Raw genomic sequence first — 15506 nt, forward strand, 5'->3', positions numbered from 1 at the left:
TTGCGAATTTCCCCATCGCGTTGCGAAATGTGCGATCATCCATCAGTTCTCCCATCCTTTCCCTTTTCGTAAACTTCGTTTGCACAGCTAAAGGACAGAGCCTAAAGCGATGGCCGTCCCATCATTTCGATGTTATACGGCAAAGGCCCTCCTGATCATGGTAAATAAAGAAAGCAATCATAACCACTATCGTCCATGGCCCGCCGATCCGAGATACGCCTCGGCCACCCGCTCATCAACAAGCAGATCAGCGGCTTTCCCGTTTGCCACGATCCGACCGCGTTCGAGAACATACGCATAATCCGCCGTTTGCAGCGCAGCGCGCACGTTTTGCTCGACAAGCACAATGGCGGTATGAAGCTGGTCGCGCAATCGCTTCAGCAACTCCATCATTTCTTTAACGATGAGCGGCGCCAACCCGAGCGATGGTTCGTCAAGCAGCAACAGTTTCGGTTTTGCCATTAAGCCACGAGCGATCGCCAACATTTGCTGCTCCCCGCCGCTTAACAATCCACCTGGGCGATCAAGCATCGTTTTCAATTTCGGAAACAACTCAAGTACTTGCTCGTAATCGCGCTTTACTTCATGAAGATCGCGGCGATAGCGACGATAGGCCCCAAGAAGTATATTATCCTTGACAGACAAGCCATCAAAAATTTGCCGTCTCTCTGGAACAAGGCAAATTCCTCTTTCGACGACTTGTTCCACCTTTCCATACGGGAGCGGTTCATTTTCAAAGAGAATTTCCCCTTCCTTCGGGGCATAAATGCCGGCAATTGTCCCAAGCAACGTACTTTTCCCCGCCCCGTTGGCTCCGACGACAGCGACAATTTCTCCTTCTCTCACTTGCAGATCTACCTCTTTTAACACGTGCAAATGGCCATGATGCACATGGACGTTGCCAACTATCAACATGGCGCCGCCTCCTCTTCACCTAAATACGCCTTAATGACATCCGGATGGCGGGCGATTTCTTCCGGTGTCCCTTCGGCGATTTTTTGGCCGTAATCGAGGACGACAATTCGATCGGCGACCGACATGACCGTTTCCATATCATGCTCCACGAACAAAAACGTGATCCCTTGCTCCCTCATCGCCAACCATACATCAACAAGCTGCTTTGACTCTTGCGGATTGAGCCCGGCCATCGGTTCGTCAAGCAAAATGAGCGAAGGGCGGGAGACAGCAGCCCTGGCAATTTCCACAAGCCGCTGTATCCCATATGGGAGCGTTCCCACCTGCTCCATCGCCAAATCGGCCAATCCGACTTGCTCGAGGCAGGCGAACGCCTCTTCCCGCGCCCGTTTCTCCTCTTTGACCGTATGCGGCAAGCGAAAACCGGCGCTTATGATCCCGCTTTTCAAACGCGGATGGTATCCGACCATCACGTTTTCCAATACGGTCATATCGGCAAACAGCTGCAAGTTTTGAAACGTTCTTGTCATGCCAAGCATCGCCAGCTCATCCGGCCGCTTGCCATTGACCGTCATTCCGCGAAAACGGACGACACCATCTGTCGGCGGAGTAATGCCGCTGATGACGTTGAACAATGTGGTTTTTCCTGCCCCGTTCGGCCCGATCACAGCGACGATGTCTCCTTTTTTCACCCCAAATGACACACGTTGCACCGCCTGAACCCCGCCAAATGATTTGGACAATTGTTCGACTTCCAACAGCATGGCGCTCATCCGTGCCCTCCCCCTATCGAACGCGCCTCATGGCGTTCGGTCGTTGCTGTTGTTCCTGTCTGACTTCCAGCCGTTGTCCTAAAGCGTTTCATTCCCTTTTGCACGGCGCCTGTCAATCCGCTAGGCATGTAAATAAGCATGATAATAAGCAGCAAGCCAAAAAAGACGATTTCAAACTCCCCGCCGGCATCCGGCATCAATATTGGAACGACCGCTTTTAGCCATTCGCCTAAGCAAACATAAACAGCAGCGCCAACAAGGCCACCCCATACGCCCGCCGTTCCGCCAATGACGACCATAATGAGAAAATAAATCGAAGGAACGATACCAAATAAGTCCGGGTTGATAAACGTCACATAATGGGCATACAAACTGCCGGCAACCGAAGCATACATGGCGCTAAGCATAAAGATTTGCAGCTTGTATTTGGTGATGTTCACCCCAAGTGAACTGGCCGCCACTTCGCTTCCGTGAATCGCCCGCAACGCCCTTCCGACCCGAGAGCGGACGATGTTATGGGCAAACCATAAACCGGCAAGGACAAACAGCCAAACAAGGTAATAAAACTGAATATCGGTCTGCAAGGACATCCCCAATACGCTAATCGGCGGAATACCAAAAAAGCCGTTTAACCCTCCGGTGATCGCTTCCCACTCCTTAAACAGCGTAAACATAATGACACCAAATCCTAACGTCGCCAAGGCTAAATAATGCTCACGCAACCGAAACACCGGGATACCCACGACAAACGCCACCAAAGCGGCCAATACCGCCCCAACTGCCATCGCTAGCCAAGGCGGCCATCCTGCATGAGCGGTCAAATAGGCAGACGTGTAAGCGCCGACACCATAAAAAGCGGCTTGGCCGAGCGAAATTTGCCCAGCGTATCCCATCAACAGCGTCATCCCTGTACTGACTAGCGCATAGACCCCAATGATAATGAGCGTGCTCAACAAATAATTGTTTCCTGCCACAAGCCAAGGGAAACCAAGCCAGGCGGCCACCAAAACGAGCAGCACTAGCCGCCTTCGTCCACCTTTGATCCGTTCATCCCGCTCCACCGCCATCCCTCCTTATACCCGTTTCCCTGTCATTTTCGCAAACAATCCATTCGGCATGACAAAGAGTACAAGCAACAGCAACCCGAAACTAACCGCGTCTTTATATCCGGAAGACAAATACCCTTCGGCAAACGATTCGAGCAAGCCGACAAGAAACGCCCCCGCGATCGCGGCCGGAGCGTTCGTCAATCCACCGACAACAGCCGCGATAAATGCTTTCAACCCGATCATAATCCCCATATCATATGAGGCGCCGGAGATCGGGGCGATGACAATTCCCGCCAAAGCACCAAGTCCCGCGCTGACCGCAATGGCGCCAAGAGACATTTTGCGGATGTCAATGCCCATCAGGCGAGCAGCAAACGGATTGATCACACAAGCGGTCACCGCTTTCCCAAAATACGTCCGGTGAAAGAACAAGTGTAACCCGATAAAACTAGCGAGCGAAATGACGATCGCCCAAACGCTTTGCCATTGGATCACCGCCCCAAACATCGAAAGCGATCCACCCCCAGCAAACGGGCGCAAGGCATACGGATCCGTCCCCCAAACAAGCAAAGCGATCCCGCGAAAGACAAATGATGCGCCGATCGTAATAATAATGAGCACGGCGACAGACGAATGACGCGCCGGCTGAATCGCCAGCCGCTCAAACAGTCCGCCGATCACCATCGCAGCCATCATGCTCAACCCGATGGCAAGAACAAACGGCACGCCGCTGTTGACCAACGCAATACAAATCAGGGCGCCTAACATCGCGAAATCACCTTGGGCCAAATTCAAAATGCCGGTCACACTGTACGTAATGACAAATCCAAGCGCCACTAATGCATAAATGCTGCCGATCGTCAGCCCAGAAAACAGCAGCTGCACAAACTGGCTCCATGCTTCCATCAGCTTTGTCCTCCCCCATTGGCTAGGTGAAACAAAAGGGAATTAGCATCCTAATTCCCTTTCACTTTCTTAATCCTCTGCCAGTACGAATTTTCCATCTTGAATCTGTACCATCACCAAACTGTCAGCATCCAGCCCGGTATGATCGTCTTTCGACATCCGGAACACACCTGAGATGCCGACAAAATCCGTTGTCTTTTCCAACGCTTCTCGTATATTTTCTTTGTCGGTTTTCCCTTCTTTGATGGCGTTCATCAACAGATGGAACGCATCCCAAGCATGCCCGCCAAATGTCGTCGGTTCATAGTTGTATGTTTTCTCAAACTGTTCTTTATAGGTTAATAGCGTCTCCTTTTGTGGATCGCTGTCCGGGAGCTGATCAGCCACTAAAATACGCCCAGCAGGGAGAATGACGCCGTTCGCCGCTTCGCCAGCCAAATCGATAAAGCTTTTTGTACCAACACCGTGGCTTTCAATAATCGGCACATCGATGCCCAACTCGCGGATATTCTTCGTCACAACTGCTGATTCTTGCGCTGTTCCCCAGACGACGATCGCCTGCGGATTGGCTTTTTTCACTCTTGTCAACATCGCCTTCGCATCGTCGACTGTCGCCTCAAATTCCTCTTCAATCACAGCTTTGACTCCGTACTCCGGAGCATAGTGCGCAAATTCGCTATGCCCGCTTGTGCCATAGGCATTGGCGACGTTGAGCCAGGCGATGCTTGTCCATCCTTTTTCTTTCAAAAAGCTGAGCAGTTTCTGAATGACGATGTCATCTCCTTGGGCTGTTTTGAATGTCCAATGGCGTGAGGACCCATCGCTTGGGTTGACGATTTGTTTACTTGCTGCGAGGGAAATGTAAGGAATGCCTGCCTTTTCGATGAGCGGGATCATAGCTAGGGAGTTGCCACTGATCGTGCCGCCAATCAGCGCCGTCACTTTGTCTTGCTCGATCAGTTTTTTCGTGGATAATACGGCCTCGTTTTGGTTGGACTTGTCATCATAGGCAATCAACTTGATTTTCTTTCCATCTATACCGCCTTGTTTATTCCATTGCTCCACCAACATTTTGACAGTCTCCATTTCCGGTTTGCCGAGCGGGGCCGCTCCTCCGGAAGCAGAGAAAATGGCGCCAATTTTGATTTCATCCTCAGTTCCCGATGTCGCCGTCTTTCCACAGGCGGCAACCAAAAGAACGAGCAATGCCGCCAAACAAGCATACACCCTTTTTCTCATCGTCTTTATCCCCCCTTTTAATTGAAATCGCTTCCAATCAAATCAGCCTTCCTCCGCCAAGCGCTCCTGCTTGGCGGAAGGAAGTTAACGCCGCCGCAAAAATGCTTCGATGGTGTTCATTTTATGTTGGCGCGCATACTGCTCCACCTCGTGCGGCGGTGCTTGTTCGCGCAACAGGCGGATCATTTCCCGATGTTCTCCAATCGAAGCTTTCGCCCGCTGCGGGACGAAGGTGAACCCGTAAACGCGAATGCGCTTCATGCGCTGCCAAATTTGCTTGATTTGCTCTTCTAAATACGCATTGCCACAGTGCGAATAAATCAAAGAATGGAACGCATAGTTCAGCTCGCTGAACCGTTCCAGCTCCAGCTCTTCCAGCGCTCGCTCCATCTGCTCGTTCAACTGTTCCAGCTGCTTGATCGCCTCCTTCGTTAGTTTAGCGGAGCCGAGCGCCGTCGCATAGCCCTCTAAAACCGCCAACACAGACAAGGTTTCCACGTATTCTTTCTCGTTAATCGTGCTGACAACGGCGCCAGCATACGGCTTAAACTCGACCAATCCTTCCGCCTCGAGCTGGCGGATCGCCTCGCGCACCGGGATGCTGCTTAACCCCAACTCGCGAGCAATTTGATCGATGACGACACGATATCCTGGCCCGTAGGCGCCGCTTTCGATGTGGGACAAAATATACTCATACGCCAACTGTGTCTTGTTTTTCGCTTTTGCTTCCATACGTTTATCATATACCATGCCATATATGTCCGCTAGCAGTTATTTCTGTTCGACCGATAAGGCGGATGAAGGCTTCGTTTTGCCGAATGAAGGAATCGGCGGGTCGCCGACGGCGACATGGACAACTTGCACTTCCGTGTAAAAGTCAAAGCTGTAATGCCCGCCTTCTCGGCCGATGCCGCTATATTTTGTCCCACCAAATGGAATGCGCAAATCGCGGACGTTCGGCGAGTTGACCCACGCCATCCCGCTTTCGATCGCTTGGGCGACGCGGTGTCCACGCTTCATATCGTTCGTCCAGACGTATGCTGCTAGCCCGTATTTCACATCATTTGCCAACCGGATCGCCTCTTGTTCATCAGCAAACGCCATGACCGCCATCACGGGGCCAAAGATTTCTTCTTGCGCCACCTTCATGCGATTATGACAGCCAAGCAGCAGCGTCGGCGGCACGAAATTGCCTTTTTCCAATCCTTCCGGCACGCGTGCGGCGTAAACGTCCGCTCCTTCTTGCTTGGCGATCTCAATGTAGCGGTTCACCCGCTCCCAGTGGGCGCGATGAATGAGCGGACCCAGCTCGGTCGCCGGATTCATCGGATCGCCGATGACGATTTGATCGACGCGCTGTTTCAGCCGTTCCACAAACTCATCATATATCGATTGTTCCAACAACAATCGCGAATTGGCGGTGCACCGTTCGCCATTGAGCGAAAACACGCCCCACACTGCCGCATCGAGCGCCCGTTCCATGTCCGCGTCGGCAAAGACGATGAGCGGTGACTTGCCGCCAAGTTCCATCGACGTTTTCTTCAACGTCGCGGCACTGTTGCGGATGATTTCCATGCCGGTTGTCGTCTCCCCGGTGAAGGATATGAGGCGCACGTCCGGATGGGCAACAAGCGCAGCACCCGCTGTCTCACCAAATCCATGCACAACGTTGAACACTCCGGCGGGCAATCCGGCTTCATCGATGATTTCTGCCAGTTTATTAGCCGTCAACGGTGACCACTCAGCCGGTTTCAAGACGACCGTATTGCCGGTTGCGAGCGCCGGGGCAACTTTCCACGTCTCCAGCATAAACGGCGTATTCCATGGCGTGATCAGACCCGCGACTCCGACCGGTTTATAGACCGTATAGTTTAAAAACTGGCCATTGACGTGATACGCCTCACCGACAAGGCGCGTTTTTACCATTTCGGCGTAAAAACGGAAGTTTTCCGCCGCACGGGCAGCCTGTTTTTTCGCTTGGCTGATCGGAATGCCGGTGTCGAGCGCCTCTAAGTAGGCGATCTCTTCTTTATACCGTTCAATCAACTCAGCGATGCGAAGCACGTAACGAAGCCGCTCCTCGACCGGCATCGTCCGCCACGGGCCGCCATCAAACGTGTCCTTCGCAGCCCAGACCGCCGCATCGATATCTTCTTTGTTCCCTTCCGCCACTTGGTTAATCGGTTCATTCGTAAAAGGGTTTATGTTGTCAAAAAACGCGCCGTTCGCACTTTCGACAAACCGCCCATTAATATAATGAAGCACGTTCGGTTGCGTTGCCATTCGTCTCCCCCTCTGCTACGGCGTTGTTCGATAACGCGCATGAATGTTGTTATGCTTGTACGTCCCCGCCTCGCTGAATTCATATAACTCAAGCGACAACGCCAAATACCGCTTGGCAAACAGCGGGGCGAAATGGTCTTTCATAATCGCAAACAGTTCATCGCCGACTGCTTTTTTCACTGCCTCTGGGCGACCGGCACCGATTTTCAGCGTCCCATGCACAAAAGCATCATCATGGGAGCCGTCCGCCACACAATACTCATGAAGCCGGATGGCTCGCGAACGGATGCCGCCGATCGGAAACCAATCGCTCCGGCGTATCAATGCTTGATTGATTTTCATCAGCAAGCCGCGAATGTCGGCCTCTTCGCCAAGATTGTCCGTATATTCCAAAACAAAGTGCGGCATCGCGCTTCCTCCCTTTCGTTCTGAAAAGGCCCCGTGCTCTTTAACTGAATGGTTCGCGCATCGTTGGATGCTGGTTATTCAATGTAATTGATGAGCCGGCCGATACGCTCAATTTCCGCGACGACTTCATCGCCGGGCTGAACGTTCACCGCCCCTTTCGGCGTGCCGGTCAAAATCAGATCGCCTGGCGCGAGCGTCATAAAACTCGTAATATATTCAAGCAAATACGGAATGGAAAAAATCATATCGCCTGTATATCCTTCCTGCACGAGCGCTCCATTAACATACGTCCGCAACGCCAGCGCCATCGGATCGCCAACCTCCTCATGGCTGACAATCCACGGGCCGAGCGGCGTTGTTCGGTCACGGTTTTTAACGCGAAAATTCGGTCGGTAGTAATTTTCCAAGTAATCGCGAACAGCGTAATCGTTGGCAATCGTGTACCCCCAAATGTAATCATACGCCTGTTCTGCCTTCACTCGACGAGCCGGGCGGCCGATGACCACGGCGAGTTCGCATTCGTAATGCATCATGTCAACCCCTGCCGGCCGGACGGTGCGGCCGCGGTGGCCGATTAGCGTGTTTTTCCCTTTGAAAAATAAAAGCGGCTCTTTCGGAGCGGCAAACGACAACTCCCCGGCATGATCCGCGTAATTCAACCCAAGCGCCACGATCGTGCGCGGCTCGACCGGGGGAAGCCACATCACCTCATGCTCATCGACGATCGTTCCATCCGGCAGAAGAAGGCGGCCGCTGTCAAGCGGCTCGGCTTCGGTCACCGTTCCGTTCCACGCGACGCGCGCCTGCTTCATTCCCCTTCTCCTCCTTCTTCGGCAACGATCGGATTTTCCAACGCGCCGATCCCGTCCATTTCGATGCGCACCACATCCCCTGCCGAAACGAGCGGGGCGTCGGCCGGCCAGCTGAAAAACAGCACATCGCCCTGCTCAAGCGTCATAAACTCGGTCACGTCCGCGAGCCATTGTTCAGGCGGGCGCCGAAAACGACGGAGATCGACGCATTGAACAAGACGGCCGTTTACATATACGCGTGCCGCCAACGACGACAGCGGCACGGTTTCCTCTTTTGGCACCACCCATGGACCGATCGGAGTGAACCCGTCGCGCGCCTGCTCCTTCACCGCCGGGCGGTACAGCTGCTCATGCGGGATGGACAAATCGTTTACAATCGTATAGCCGAATACGACATCGAGCGCCCCCTCAGGACGGACGCGCGCGGCCGTCCGCCCGATGACAAGGCCGATCGCTGGAGCAGTGCGAAGCCGGTTGACGCCGGACGGGAGAACGACCGGCCTCCGATGGGCGTTGATCGTATTGGCCGGCTTCATATACAGCACCGGACCTTCCGGTGGCTTCCGATACGGCGGGGCGGTCATCGCCTCGGCCATCGCCTCCCATTCCCGTCGATCATTGAGCGCCACCCCATACACGGCACCGACTTCCGGCGCATCCCACTCCCATTCATCGATGCGCGATGTTCGTCTGTCCAACGTCACCGTCCCGCCGCGCCAGTCCACTTCCGCCTCAATCGAATGCCGCCGTCCGGCCAGGCGCAGCCGCACATTCACGATCGCCTCTCTCCCTTCCATCGCGGTAATCAACGTCACAGCCTCTCCATGTCAAGACCGGTGGGCGCGCCGCCCGCCTTCCTTCAGGCGGAACAGCCGGCAACGCTTATTTCGCCGGCTGCTGTGCCGCCTCAGTCAACAACCCATATTTGACGAGCGTGCGGCGGATTTGTTCCTGGTGCTCTTCACTCGGCAAATCAAGCGGCAGGCGAAGCTTCGGGGTGATTTTTCCCAACATGCCAAGCGCTGCCTTTACCGGTCCTGGGTTCGTTTCAATAAACAGCACATCATTGAGCTCCATCAGTTCAAAGTGAAGGTCTTGCGCCCGCTTGACGTCGCCGTCAAACCAAGCATCATGCAGCTCGGCTACCTTCTGCGGCACCACGTTGGCCGTTGCGCTGATCGAACCGGCGCCGCCGATCGCCAACATCGGATAGCACAACAGCTCGATGCCGGAGAACAGTAGAAAATCGCGCCCGCAATGCCATAGCACCCGATTGACATGTTCGAAATCTTTGTTGGACTCCTTCACCCCGATAATGTTCGGGCAGTCCTCGACGAGCCGCGCCAACGTTTTAACTTCCAAATTGACCGCCGTACGCCCTGGGATATTGTAGACGATGATGGGAATGTCAACCGACTCAGCCACCGCCTTAAAATGCTTATACAGCGCCTGCTGGGACGGGCGGTTGTAATACGGGACGATGACCATGGCGGCATCGGCCCCTATCTCTTGCGCAAATTTGGTTAACTCAATCGTTTCCGCATGGTTCGTCGAGCCTGTCCCCGGCACGAACGGCACGCGCCCGGCGACCGCCTTTTTCGCTGTTTCCATCACTTGTTTTCGCTCGTCAAGCGTCAGCGAGCTCGGTTCCCCGGATGTTCCTGTCACCGAAATGCCGTGTGTGCCGCTTTTTATATGCCAATCAATGAGCGATGTCAACGTGGTCAAATCAACGTTTCCTTCTTCATCAAACGGCGTGACGACCGGCGCAATCGAGCCGCGCAGCCGCTCTTTCACCTCGCGGTATGCCATCCCCCTTGCCTCCTAATGGACTGATTTTTCAGAATCTTAATCACATTATACAGGATAATATATATCAAATCAACTATAAAATCATATATGATTTTTGTTAGATCAAAAAGGTCGGTTTCACTTTCTGCAACGCCGGTTCGTTCAGTTCAATCGGTTCGCCGCTATGGACGTCCAACATGTCCGACGCCTCTTCAAACCAACTGTCCGGCGCCGCATGCCCCCAAAACGTCTGGCGCCGCGGATCGTCCAAATCCCAGCGAATCGGCGGAAAATCCGGATCGCTCGTCAAATAATCACCGTTATACAACTCGATTCGATGGCCGTCCGGGTCACGCAAATAGACAAAGAACGCATTGGATAACCCATGCCGCCCCGGCCCCCGTTCAATGCTGGAGCTATATCCCGATGCCGCCAGCACATCGCACGCATGAATCAGGCTGAGCGGATCCGGCAGCCAAAAACCGATATGATGAAGGCGCGGACCTTTCCCGTTCATGAGCGCCAAATCATGGACATTTTGCTTCCGATGCAGCCAAGCCGCCCACAGCTTGCCATCCTTTGTTTCCGTATATTCTGAGCAGGCAAAACCTAAACCGCGGACGTAAAAATCGTATCCTTTCTGGACATCCGTTATTGCGCAGTTGAAATGGTCAATGCGTTGGACGCGGGCACCGCGATACAAGTCATAGCGCTGCAACAACCGCTCGGTTTTCTCCATATGCGCGAAAAACTCAAGCGGCAGCCCTAATGGGTCTTGGACGCGAAACGCCCGTCCGATGGCACGCTGCGAGCCGTCCTCAAGCCATCTCGGGTTCAGCTGTTGCGCCGCAAACCATTCGTACAGCGCTTCGAGTTCTTGCTCGGAACCGACTTTGTAGCTAAGTGCTTCAACCGCCGGACGCGACGCTTTTTTCAGCACTAAGCTATGGTGGTGGTATTCTTCCAACCCGCGCAAATAGATATGCTCACGATCCGCTTCCGTCACGACAAATCCAAGCACCCGTTCGTAAAAGTCACGCGACGCGGCCAAATCAGTCACATGTAGCACCGCGCGAGCACAACGAATGATGGAAAACGTCATTGTTCCTCTCCCCCTCTAATCAATGATCGCTGTTCAACGGAATCGAAACACTTTTTTTCGTACGCAAAAATTCTTGCACAAACTGTTTATACGACTCTTTTTCATAGCCGTCGAAATAGGCCATCCCCATCCGCACGGGGTCACCGAAAAAGTAATATTCATAGTGCGTCTGCCGCGCACCGAACGCGCTCATCGTCAAATCCCAAGCCAGCCGGAACAGTTGGACACGTTCATAACCGTCCACCGTCGCCCCTTGCATCGCCCGGCGGACGATGTCCCCAATTTCTTCATGTTCAAAATCTGCTTCCGTCGGAATCGCCATCAAGCCGGACGCCCCTAAAATGCGGATGATTTCCACCAAACGCGGATACACGCGCGGATACCAGTTGCGCGCAGCATCCAAAGCGGCAAAATCCGGTGTCATCGTTCCCCAACGATCTGGCTTTGCGTTATGCTCAGCCCGGTACAAGTGGCTTTTCATCGTTTCGAGAGCAAGCATGATTTCCGCCCCTTTGTCCTTCACATGTTGAAACTCACCAATGCCGATTGCTTCAATGAGACAAAGGGTAACCCCAAGCAAAAACTCCGTTTTGACGATGTTTTTCGCCACAACTTGATGGGACATATGAACGACCGCATTCGTTTCACGGAACGTCCGGTTACAAATCGACGAATTGCCGCAAACAAAGACGCGCTCCCATGGCACAAACACGTTTTCAAACGAAACGATCGCATCGCCTTCTTCAAATCGAGACGCGAGCGGATGATCCCACGTGCTGCGCCCGTAATCGAACGCCTCGCGGCAAATGAACTTCACCCCCGGCGTATTGTTCGGGATGGCAAAGGCGAGCGCATACGGATCTTCACCCGCTGTCGATTTTTTCACCGTAGACGGGAACACTAAAATTTCATCTGTGATTCCACCTTGCGTCGCCAACAGACGGATACCGCTGACGATGATGCCGTCTTTTCGCCGTTCCACCAAATGGAGCGGCACATCGGCGTCTTTTTGCTCGTGAAGCGCCTTGGCGCGGTTCATTTGCGGATGGATGAGCGTATGGGTCAAGCTGATGTCATTTTCCCGCGCATATTCATAATAGTTTCTCGCATTCTCGGCAAACATCGGGTCGTCTTCGGCAAACAAATCATTGGCGATGCCCATCGCCATCACTTCGGCGTTTAAGTAATCCGGCGAGCGCCCCATCATTCCGGCCGACATCCGCGCCCACTCTTGCGTTGCTTCGCGGCGGGCGATGAGCTCATCGATCGTGGTCGGCTGGATAAACGTCATCCCGACCAACTGTCCGGTTGTCGGCGACCGATACAACATCTTGTCCGGCTTTTCATATTGCCGGTCGTACAGCGCCGCCATGGAGCGAACGACATTGCGAAACGCCGGGTGGACGGTGACATCTTCGACTTTTTCCCCATGAATGTACACGCTGCTTTTCGCCTGCTTCAGCCTCTCCATATACTGATTTCCTGTTTTGGCTGGCATTTTCATTCCTCCCATTTTCAAGTATAATAGATGAAGTAAGCGCTATCATTCAGAATGTTCAAAATTAATATAACATATGATTTCATATATGAAAAATACAAAAAGAATCAACTATTCTATATGAAAAATATATAGAAGCGGTAGAGAAAGGAGACACGGACATGATCGATGTGAAACAGCTAAAATACTTCGTTACCATCGCCGAAGAGGGACAAATCACGAAGGCGGCACAAAAACTTCATATCGCTCAGCCGCCGCTCAGCCAACAGTTGAAGCAACTCGAAGAAAAGCTCGGCGTCCCATTGTTTGACCGGAAAGCGAAAAAAATGGAGCTCACCGCACCGGGCAAATTGTTTTACGAAAAGGCGAAACAACTGTTGCACCAGCTAGATGACGCCATCGCGGAAGTGAAAGAAATCGAAACGGGGGCAACGGGAACATTGGCTGTCGGCTGCGTCAAATCGTGCTTTTCCTATTTGGCCCAAACGATCCGCCAATTCCACGAACAGTTTCCGAACGTCACGTTTCATCTTCGCGAAGGAGATACGTTTTCCATTTGCCAGCTTCTTCAAGAGCGGCACATTGACATCGGCATTGTCCGCCTACCGATCGATTCGTCTCATTACGACATCATTCCGCTGCCAAGCGACCGTTATGTCGCCGTCTTGCCTGAGCATTGGGCATTGAGCCGCTCTTCCTTATCGATGCGCGATTTTGCAGAGTGGCCGCTCCTCCTTCTTCACCGTGTACACGGTGCCGGACAGTACGAACGGGTCGTCGAGGAATGCCGCCGTCATGGGTTTGAGCCAAACGTTCTATGCGAATGCCCGGATGCAACCATTTTGCTTTCCCTTGTCGCCCAAGGCATGGGCGCCACCATTGTGCCACAGTCAACCGTTTCCTTGTTTCGTCTTCCTGGCATTCGCGTCCTCCCAATTGTTGATTCATCAATGAAAGCAGAAGCCGCCGTCATCATCGATCGACAACGCTATGTGCCCAAAAGCGTCCATCATTTTCTCAACCTGTTGCAACAAACCGTCGCCATGCCCATCATGAACGAAAAAAGCAACCATGTGTGAAACGAAATGAGGCAGAAAGGAGCAATCGAGTTCCGATGCCAAGTGGGAGAAAGCCAACTGCCGAGGGAATGCGAATGGTCATACCGTGGGATCGATGCGCATAGAAAAAAGAGGGGCTCGTTTATATAGGGACCCCTCGATCCGTCCATGCCCAAAGATGGTGATAGATGAACGCAAACAGCTTTTCTACAACCCAGCCGAACGCATCAGCCGCTTGCCAATGTCCAAAAAGTCTTCCATGGAAATGCCAGGGGCAAATTCTTCCGGCACGGCATCCAAATCCGGAATCGTTCCTCCTTGCGGGGCGCCTTCCACCACTTCCAGCGGCTGTCCGTCACTCGGATGCGTCCCATGCCAAATGCGGGCGATCTCCTTGTAATATCGATCGCTGAACGTATACAAACGGCGATGGAGGCCTTGGTCTTCATATTTGCGCGCTTCATCGAACGCCCGGTTATCTAACTTCGGGATCGGCAACATCTTCTTCACATCAACGCCAGTCGCCACTTCCAATGCTTTCGCATACGCTAAAATATGAACACCGCCCCGCACCAACAAGTAGCCGATCATCTCACGGGCAGTTGGATGGTTCGTCATTTCATACACGCGCATTTTATGCGTGCGCGCGCCGCATTCCAAGAAAAAGTTATGAAGCAAATCCAAAATCAAGTTGCCGCTGTTGAACACATACTCTCCCTTCCACGGATTGCCCATGGAATCACCAGGAAAGGCGGTTTGCGCGGTGGCAATGAAATGATACGAATTGCGTTTGTCTTTTGCCTCCCTCATCGGTGTACAATCAGGATCGCCGGGGTGGGTGGTCCCAGTCAAACAAAGGTTGATCGTATTGGCGACAAGCTCGACATGGCCGAATTCTTCCGCCGTAATGCTCGCCACCAGTTCGTAAAACGGGCGCAGTTTTGATTTTTGCCGAAAGTTGAATGACTGAAACAAATAATTGTTCAACGTGGACATTTCCCCAAAGCGGCCGCCTAGCAGCTCTTGAACAGCGGCCGCCGCATTCGCGTCCGCGTACTTCGGTGGCGGCAATTCGATGGCCAACCGATCAATCCTCTGAAACACCACGGTATGCTCCTCCTTTCCCCACGTCGCCAAGGTGAACGGAAACGACTTGCGCCAAGCGAATATAATACACCTTTTGATGAGCCGTAAGCACGAGATGATCCGGCTTGACGTCTCTCAACGTGCCAAGCAGCGAATTCCGAGTCGTTTCCACCACCACCTGTTGACCGAGCAGTGATTGAAGAGCATGATATACATAAGGATCAATGAGCGAAACGAGCTGAGGGGAGGCATACGGTTGGTTCATGCGCTGTTCCTCCTTATAAACAAAGTAAAAAATCGCTCCTCTTTATACGTATGAAGCCCCACCGAAAACATGACAACAACCAAGCCCAGTCAAGCAGCGCGTTCCAAGTTGTTTCGCATCACTGGCACGACAAAAACAGTAAATATAAAAAGCCTCTTCATCCGCAAAGGAAAAAGAGGCTTTCTTTGATGCGTTTTTTCGTGTGTATGCCTTAATGAACCTCTCTCACTTGTAGAAGCGGGAGCGGCTCATCATTCCTATCTTTAAGTCGTTGCATATTAGTTGAAGGAACAAAGAGGAAAGATATACTAATCATTAGAT

16 protein-coding genes are annotated in these 15506 nt (G+C 52.8%); 1 reads left to right on the plus strand and 15 read right to left on the minus strand.

Features of this window, described 5'->3' with window-relative positions; translation table 11 throughout:
• Positions 1-186: 186 nt before the first annotated feature.
• The 13 genes from DSM465_RS0110560 to hpaB all read right to left on the minus strand — a co-directional run bounded on the left by DSM465_RS0110560 (position 187) and on the right by hpaB (position 12776).
• Complete coding sequence (locus DSM465_RS0110560; RefSeq protein ID WP_008880263.1) at positions 187-915, minus strand: ABC transporter ATP-binding protein; 729 nt, start codon at positions 913-915, stop codon at positions 187-189.
• Positions 909-1688, minus strand: a complete 780-nt coding sequence (locus DSM465_RS0110565) for an ABC transporter ATP-binding protein (RefSeq protein WP_008880264.1) — start codon at positions 1686-1688, stop codon at positions 909-911. The genes DSM465_RS0110560 and DSM465_RS0110565 overlap by 7 nt, the downstream gene beginning before the upstream one ends.
• Complete coding sequence (locus DSM465_RS0110570; RefSeq protein WP_011888157.1) at positions 1685-2755, minus strand: branched-chain amino acid ABC transporter permease; 1071 nt, start codon at positions 2753-2755, stop codon at positions 1685-1687. Before DSM465_RS0110570 ends, DSM465_RS0110565 begins: the two co-directional genes overlap by 4 nt.
• A gap of 6 nt (positions 2756-2761) precedes the next feature.
• Positions 2762-3643: a branched-chain amino acid ABC transporter permease gene (locus DSM465_RS0110575; protein WP_011888158.1), complete on the minus strand. Its 882-nt coding sequence runs from the start codon at positions 3641-3643 to the stop codon at positions 2762-2764.
• A 69-nt stretch (positions 3644-3712) separates the two neighbouring features.
• Entirely contained in the window at positions 3713-4882 is a 1170-nt protein-coding gene (locus tag DSM465_RS0110580; protein ID WP_008880267.1) for an ABC transporter substrate-binding protein, read from the minus strand.
• Positions 4883-4966: 84 nt separating this feature from the next.
• Positions 4967-5614, minus strand: a complete 648-nt coding sequence (locus DSM465_RS0110585; RefSeq protein WP_029761335.1) for a GntR family transcriptional regulator — start codon at positions 5612-5614, stop codon at positions 4967-4969.
• A gap of 39 nt (positions 5615-5653) precedes the next feature.
• A complete protein-coding gene (gene hpaE, locus DSM465_RS0110590; RefSeq protein ID WP_011888160.1) occupies positions 5654-7165 on the minus strand; it encodes a 5-carboxymethyl-2-hydroxymuconate semialdehyde dehydrogenase in 1512 nt (503 codons plus the stop codon).
• A 15-nt stretch (positions 7166-7180) separates the two neighbouring features.
• Positions 7181-7573, minus strand: coding sequence for a 5-carboxymethyl-2-hydroxymuconate Delta-isomerase (locus DSM465_RS0110595; RefSeq protein WP_008880270.1), 393 nt, complete (start codon positions 7571-7573; stop codon positions 7181-7183).
• Positions 7574-7647: 74 nt separating this feature from the next.
• Complete coding sequence (locus tag DSM465_RS0110600) at positions 7648-8385, minus strand: fumarylacetoacetate hydrolase family protein (RefSeq protein WP_011888161.1); 738 nt, start codon at positions 8383-8385, stop codon at positions 7648-7650.
• Positions 8382-9164 carry a fumarylacetoacetate hydrolase family protein gene (locus DSM465_RS0110605; RefSeq protein ID WP_029761336.1) on the minus strand — a complete coding sequence of 261 codons (783 nt, stop codon included), beginning with the start codon at positions 9162-9164 and terminating at the stop codon, positions 8382-8384. Before DSM465_RS0110605 ends, DSM465_RS0110600 begins: the two co-directional genes overlap by 4 nt.
• Positions 9165-9267: 103 nt before the next feature.
• Positions 9268-10197 (minus strand): 2,4-dihydroxyhept-2-ene-1,7-dioic acid aldolase, encoded by a 930-nt coding sequence (gene hpaI / locus DSM465_RS0110610; protein WP_008880273.1) that lies wholly within the window; start codon positions 10195-10197, stop codon positions 9268-9270.
• A gap of 97 nt (positions 10198-10294) precedes the next feature.
• Positions 10295-11278: a 3,4-dihydroxyphenylacetate 2,3-dioxygenase gene (gene hpaD, locus DSM465_RS0110615; protein WP_011888163.1), complete on the minus strand. Its 984-nt coding sequence runs from the start codon at positions 11276-11278 to the stop codon at positions 10295-10297.
• Between the two features lie 19 nt (positions 11279-11297).
• Positions 11298-12776 carry a 4-hydroxyphenylacetate 3-monooxygenase, oxygenase component gene (gene hpaB, locus DSM465_RS0110620; protein WP_008880275.1) on the minus strand — a complete coding sequence of 493 codons (1479 nt, stop codon included), beginning with the start codon at positions 12774-12776 and terminating at the stop codon, positions 11298-11300.
• 161 nt (positions 12777-12937) lie between these two features.
• Here hpaB and DSM465_RS0110625 point away from each other — a divergent pair, with 161 nt between their 5' ends.
• On the plus strand, positions 12938-13855 hold the full coding sequence (locus DSM465_RS0110625) for a LysR family transcriptional regulator (protein ID WP_011888164.1): 918 nt from the start codon (positions 12938-12940) through the stop codon (positions 13853-13855).
• A gap of 186 nt (positions 13856-14041) precedes the next feature.
• On the opposite strand, the gene DSM465_RS0110630 is transcribed toward DSM465_RS0110625, so the two are convergent.
• Both DSM465_RS0110630 and DSM465_RS0110635 read right to left on the minus strand, forming a co-directional pair.
• Positions 14042-14938: a manganese catalase family protein gene (locus tag DSM465_RS0110630; RefSeq protein WP_011888165.1), complete on the minus strand. Its 897-nt coding sequence runs from the start codon at positions 14936-14938 to the stop codon at positions 14042-14044.
• Positions 14922-15185, minus strand: a complete 264-nt coding sequence (locus tag DSM465_RS0110635; protein WP_008880278.1) for a YuzF family protein — start codon at positions 15183-15185, stop codon at positions 14922-14924. The genes DSM465_RS0110630 and DSM465_RS0110635 overlap by 17 nt, the downstream gene beginning before the upstream one ends.
• Positions 15186-15506: the final 321 nt, after the last annotated feature.

The organism is Geobacillus thermodenitrificans subsp. thermodenitrificans DSM 465 (assembly GCF_000496575.1).
Classification (GTDB): domain Bacteria; phylum Bacillota; class Bacilli; order Bacillales; family Anoxybacillaceae; genus Geobacillus; species Geobacillus thermodenitrificans.

What these genes read in the sequence shown, in the direction of transcription:
- DSM465_RS0110565 (WP_008880264.1), bottom strand. Translation starts at nt 1,688, where the DNA reads ATGAGCGCCATGCTGTTGGAAGTCGAACAATTGTCCAAATCATTTGGC.
- DSM465_RS0110595 (WP_008880270.1), bottom strand. Translation starts at nt 7,573, where the DNA reads ATGCCGCACTTTGTTTTGGAATATACGGACAATCTTGGCGAAGAGGCC.
- DSM465_RS0110575 (WP_011888158.1), bottom strand. Translation starts at nt 3,643, where the DNA reads ATGGAAGCATGGAGCCAGTTTGTGCAGCTGCTGTTTTCTGGGCTGACG.
- DSM465_RS0110570 (WP_011888157.1), bottom strand. Translation starts at nt 2,755, where the DNA reads ATGGCGGTGGAGCGGGATGAACGGATCAAAGGTGGACGAAGGCGGCTA.
- DSM465_RS0110625 (WP_011888164.1), top strand. Translation starts at nt 12,938, where the DNA reads ATGATCGATGTGAAACAGCTAAAATACTTCGTTACCATCGCCGAAGAG.
- DSM465_RS0110635 (WP_008880278.1), bottom strand. Translation starts at nt 15,185, where the DNA reads ATGAACCAACCGTATGCCTCCCCTCAGCTCGTTTCGCTCATTGATCCT.
- DSM465_RS0110600 (WP_011888161.1), bottom strand. Translation starts at nt 8,385, where the DNA reads ATGAAGCAGGCGCGCGTCGCGTGGAACGGAACGGTGACCGAAGCCGAG.
- DSM465_RS0110585 (WP_029761335.1), bottom strand. Translation starts at nt 5,614, where the DNA reads ATGGAAGCAAAAGCGAAAAACAAGACACAGTTGGCGTATGAGTATATT.
- hpaE (WP_011888160.1), bottom strand. Translation starts at nt 7,165, where the DNA reads ATGGCAACGCAACCGAACGTGCTTCATTATATTAATGGGCGGTTTGTC.
- DSM465_RS0110560 (WP_008880263.1), bottom strand. Translation starts at nt 915, where the DNA reads ATGTTGATAGTTGGCAACGTCCATGTGCATCATGGCCATTTGCACGTG.
- hpaD (WP_011888163.1), bottom strand. Translation starts at nt 11,278, where the DNA reads ATGACGTTTTCCATCATTCGTTGTGCTCGCGCGGTGCTACATGTGACT.
- DSM465_RS0110580 (WP_008880267.1), bottom strand. Translation starts at nt 4,882, where the DNA reads ATGAGAAAAAGGGTGTATGCTTGTTTGGCGGCATTGCTCGTTCTTTTG.
- hpaI (WP_008880273.1), bottom strand. Translation starts at nt 10,197, where the DNA reads ATGGCATACCGCGAGGTGAAAGAGCGGCTGCGCGGCTCGATTGCGCCG.
- hpaB (WP_008880275.1), bottom strand. Translation starts at nt 12,776, where the DNA reads ATGCCAGCCAAAACAGGAAATCAGTATATGGAGAGGCTGAAGCAGGCG.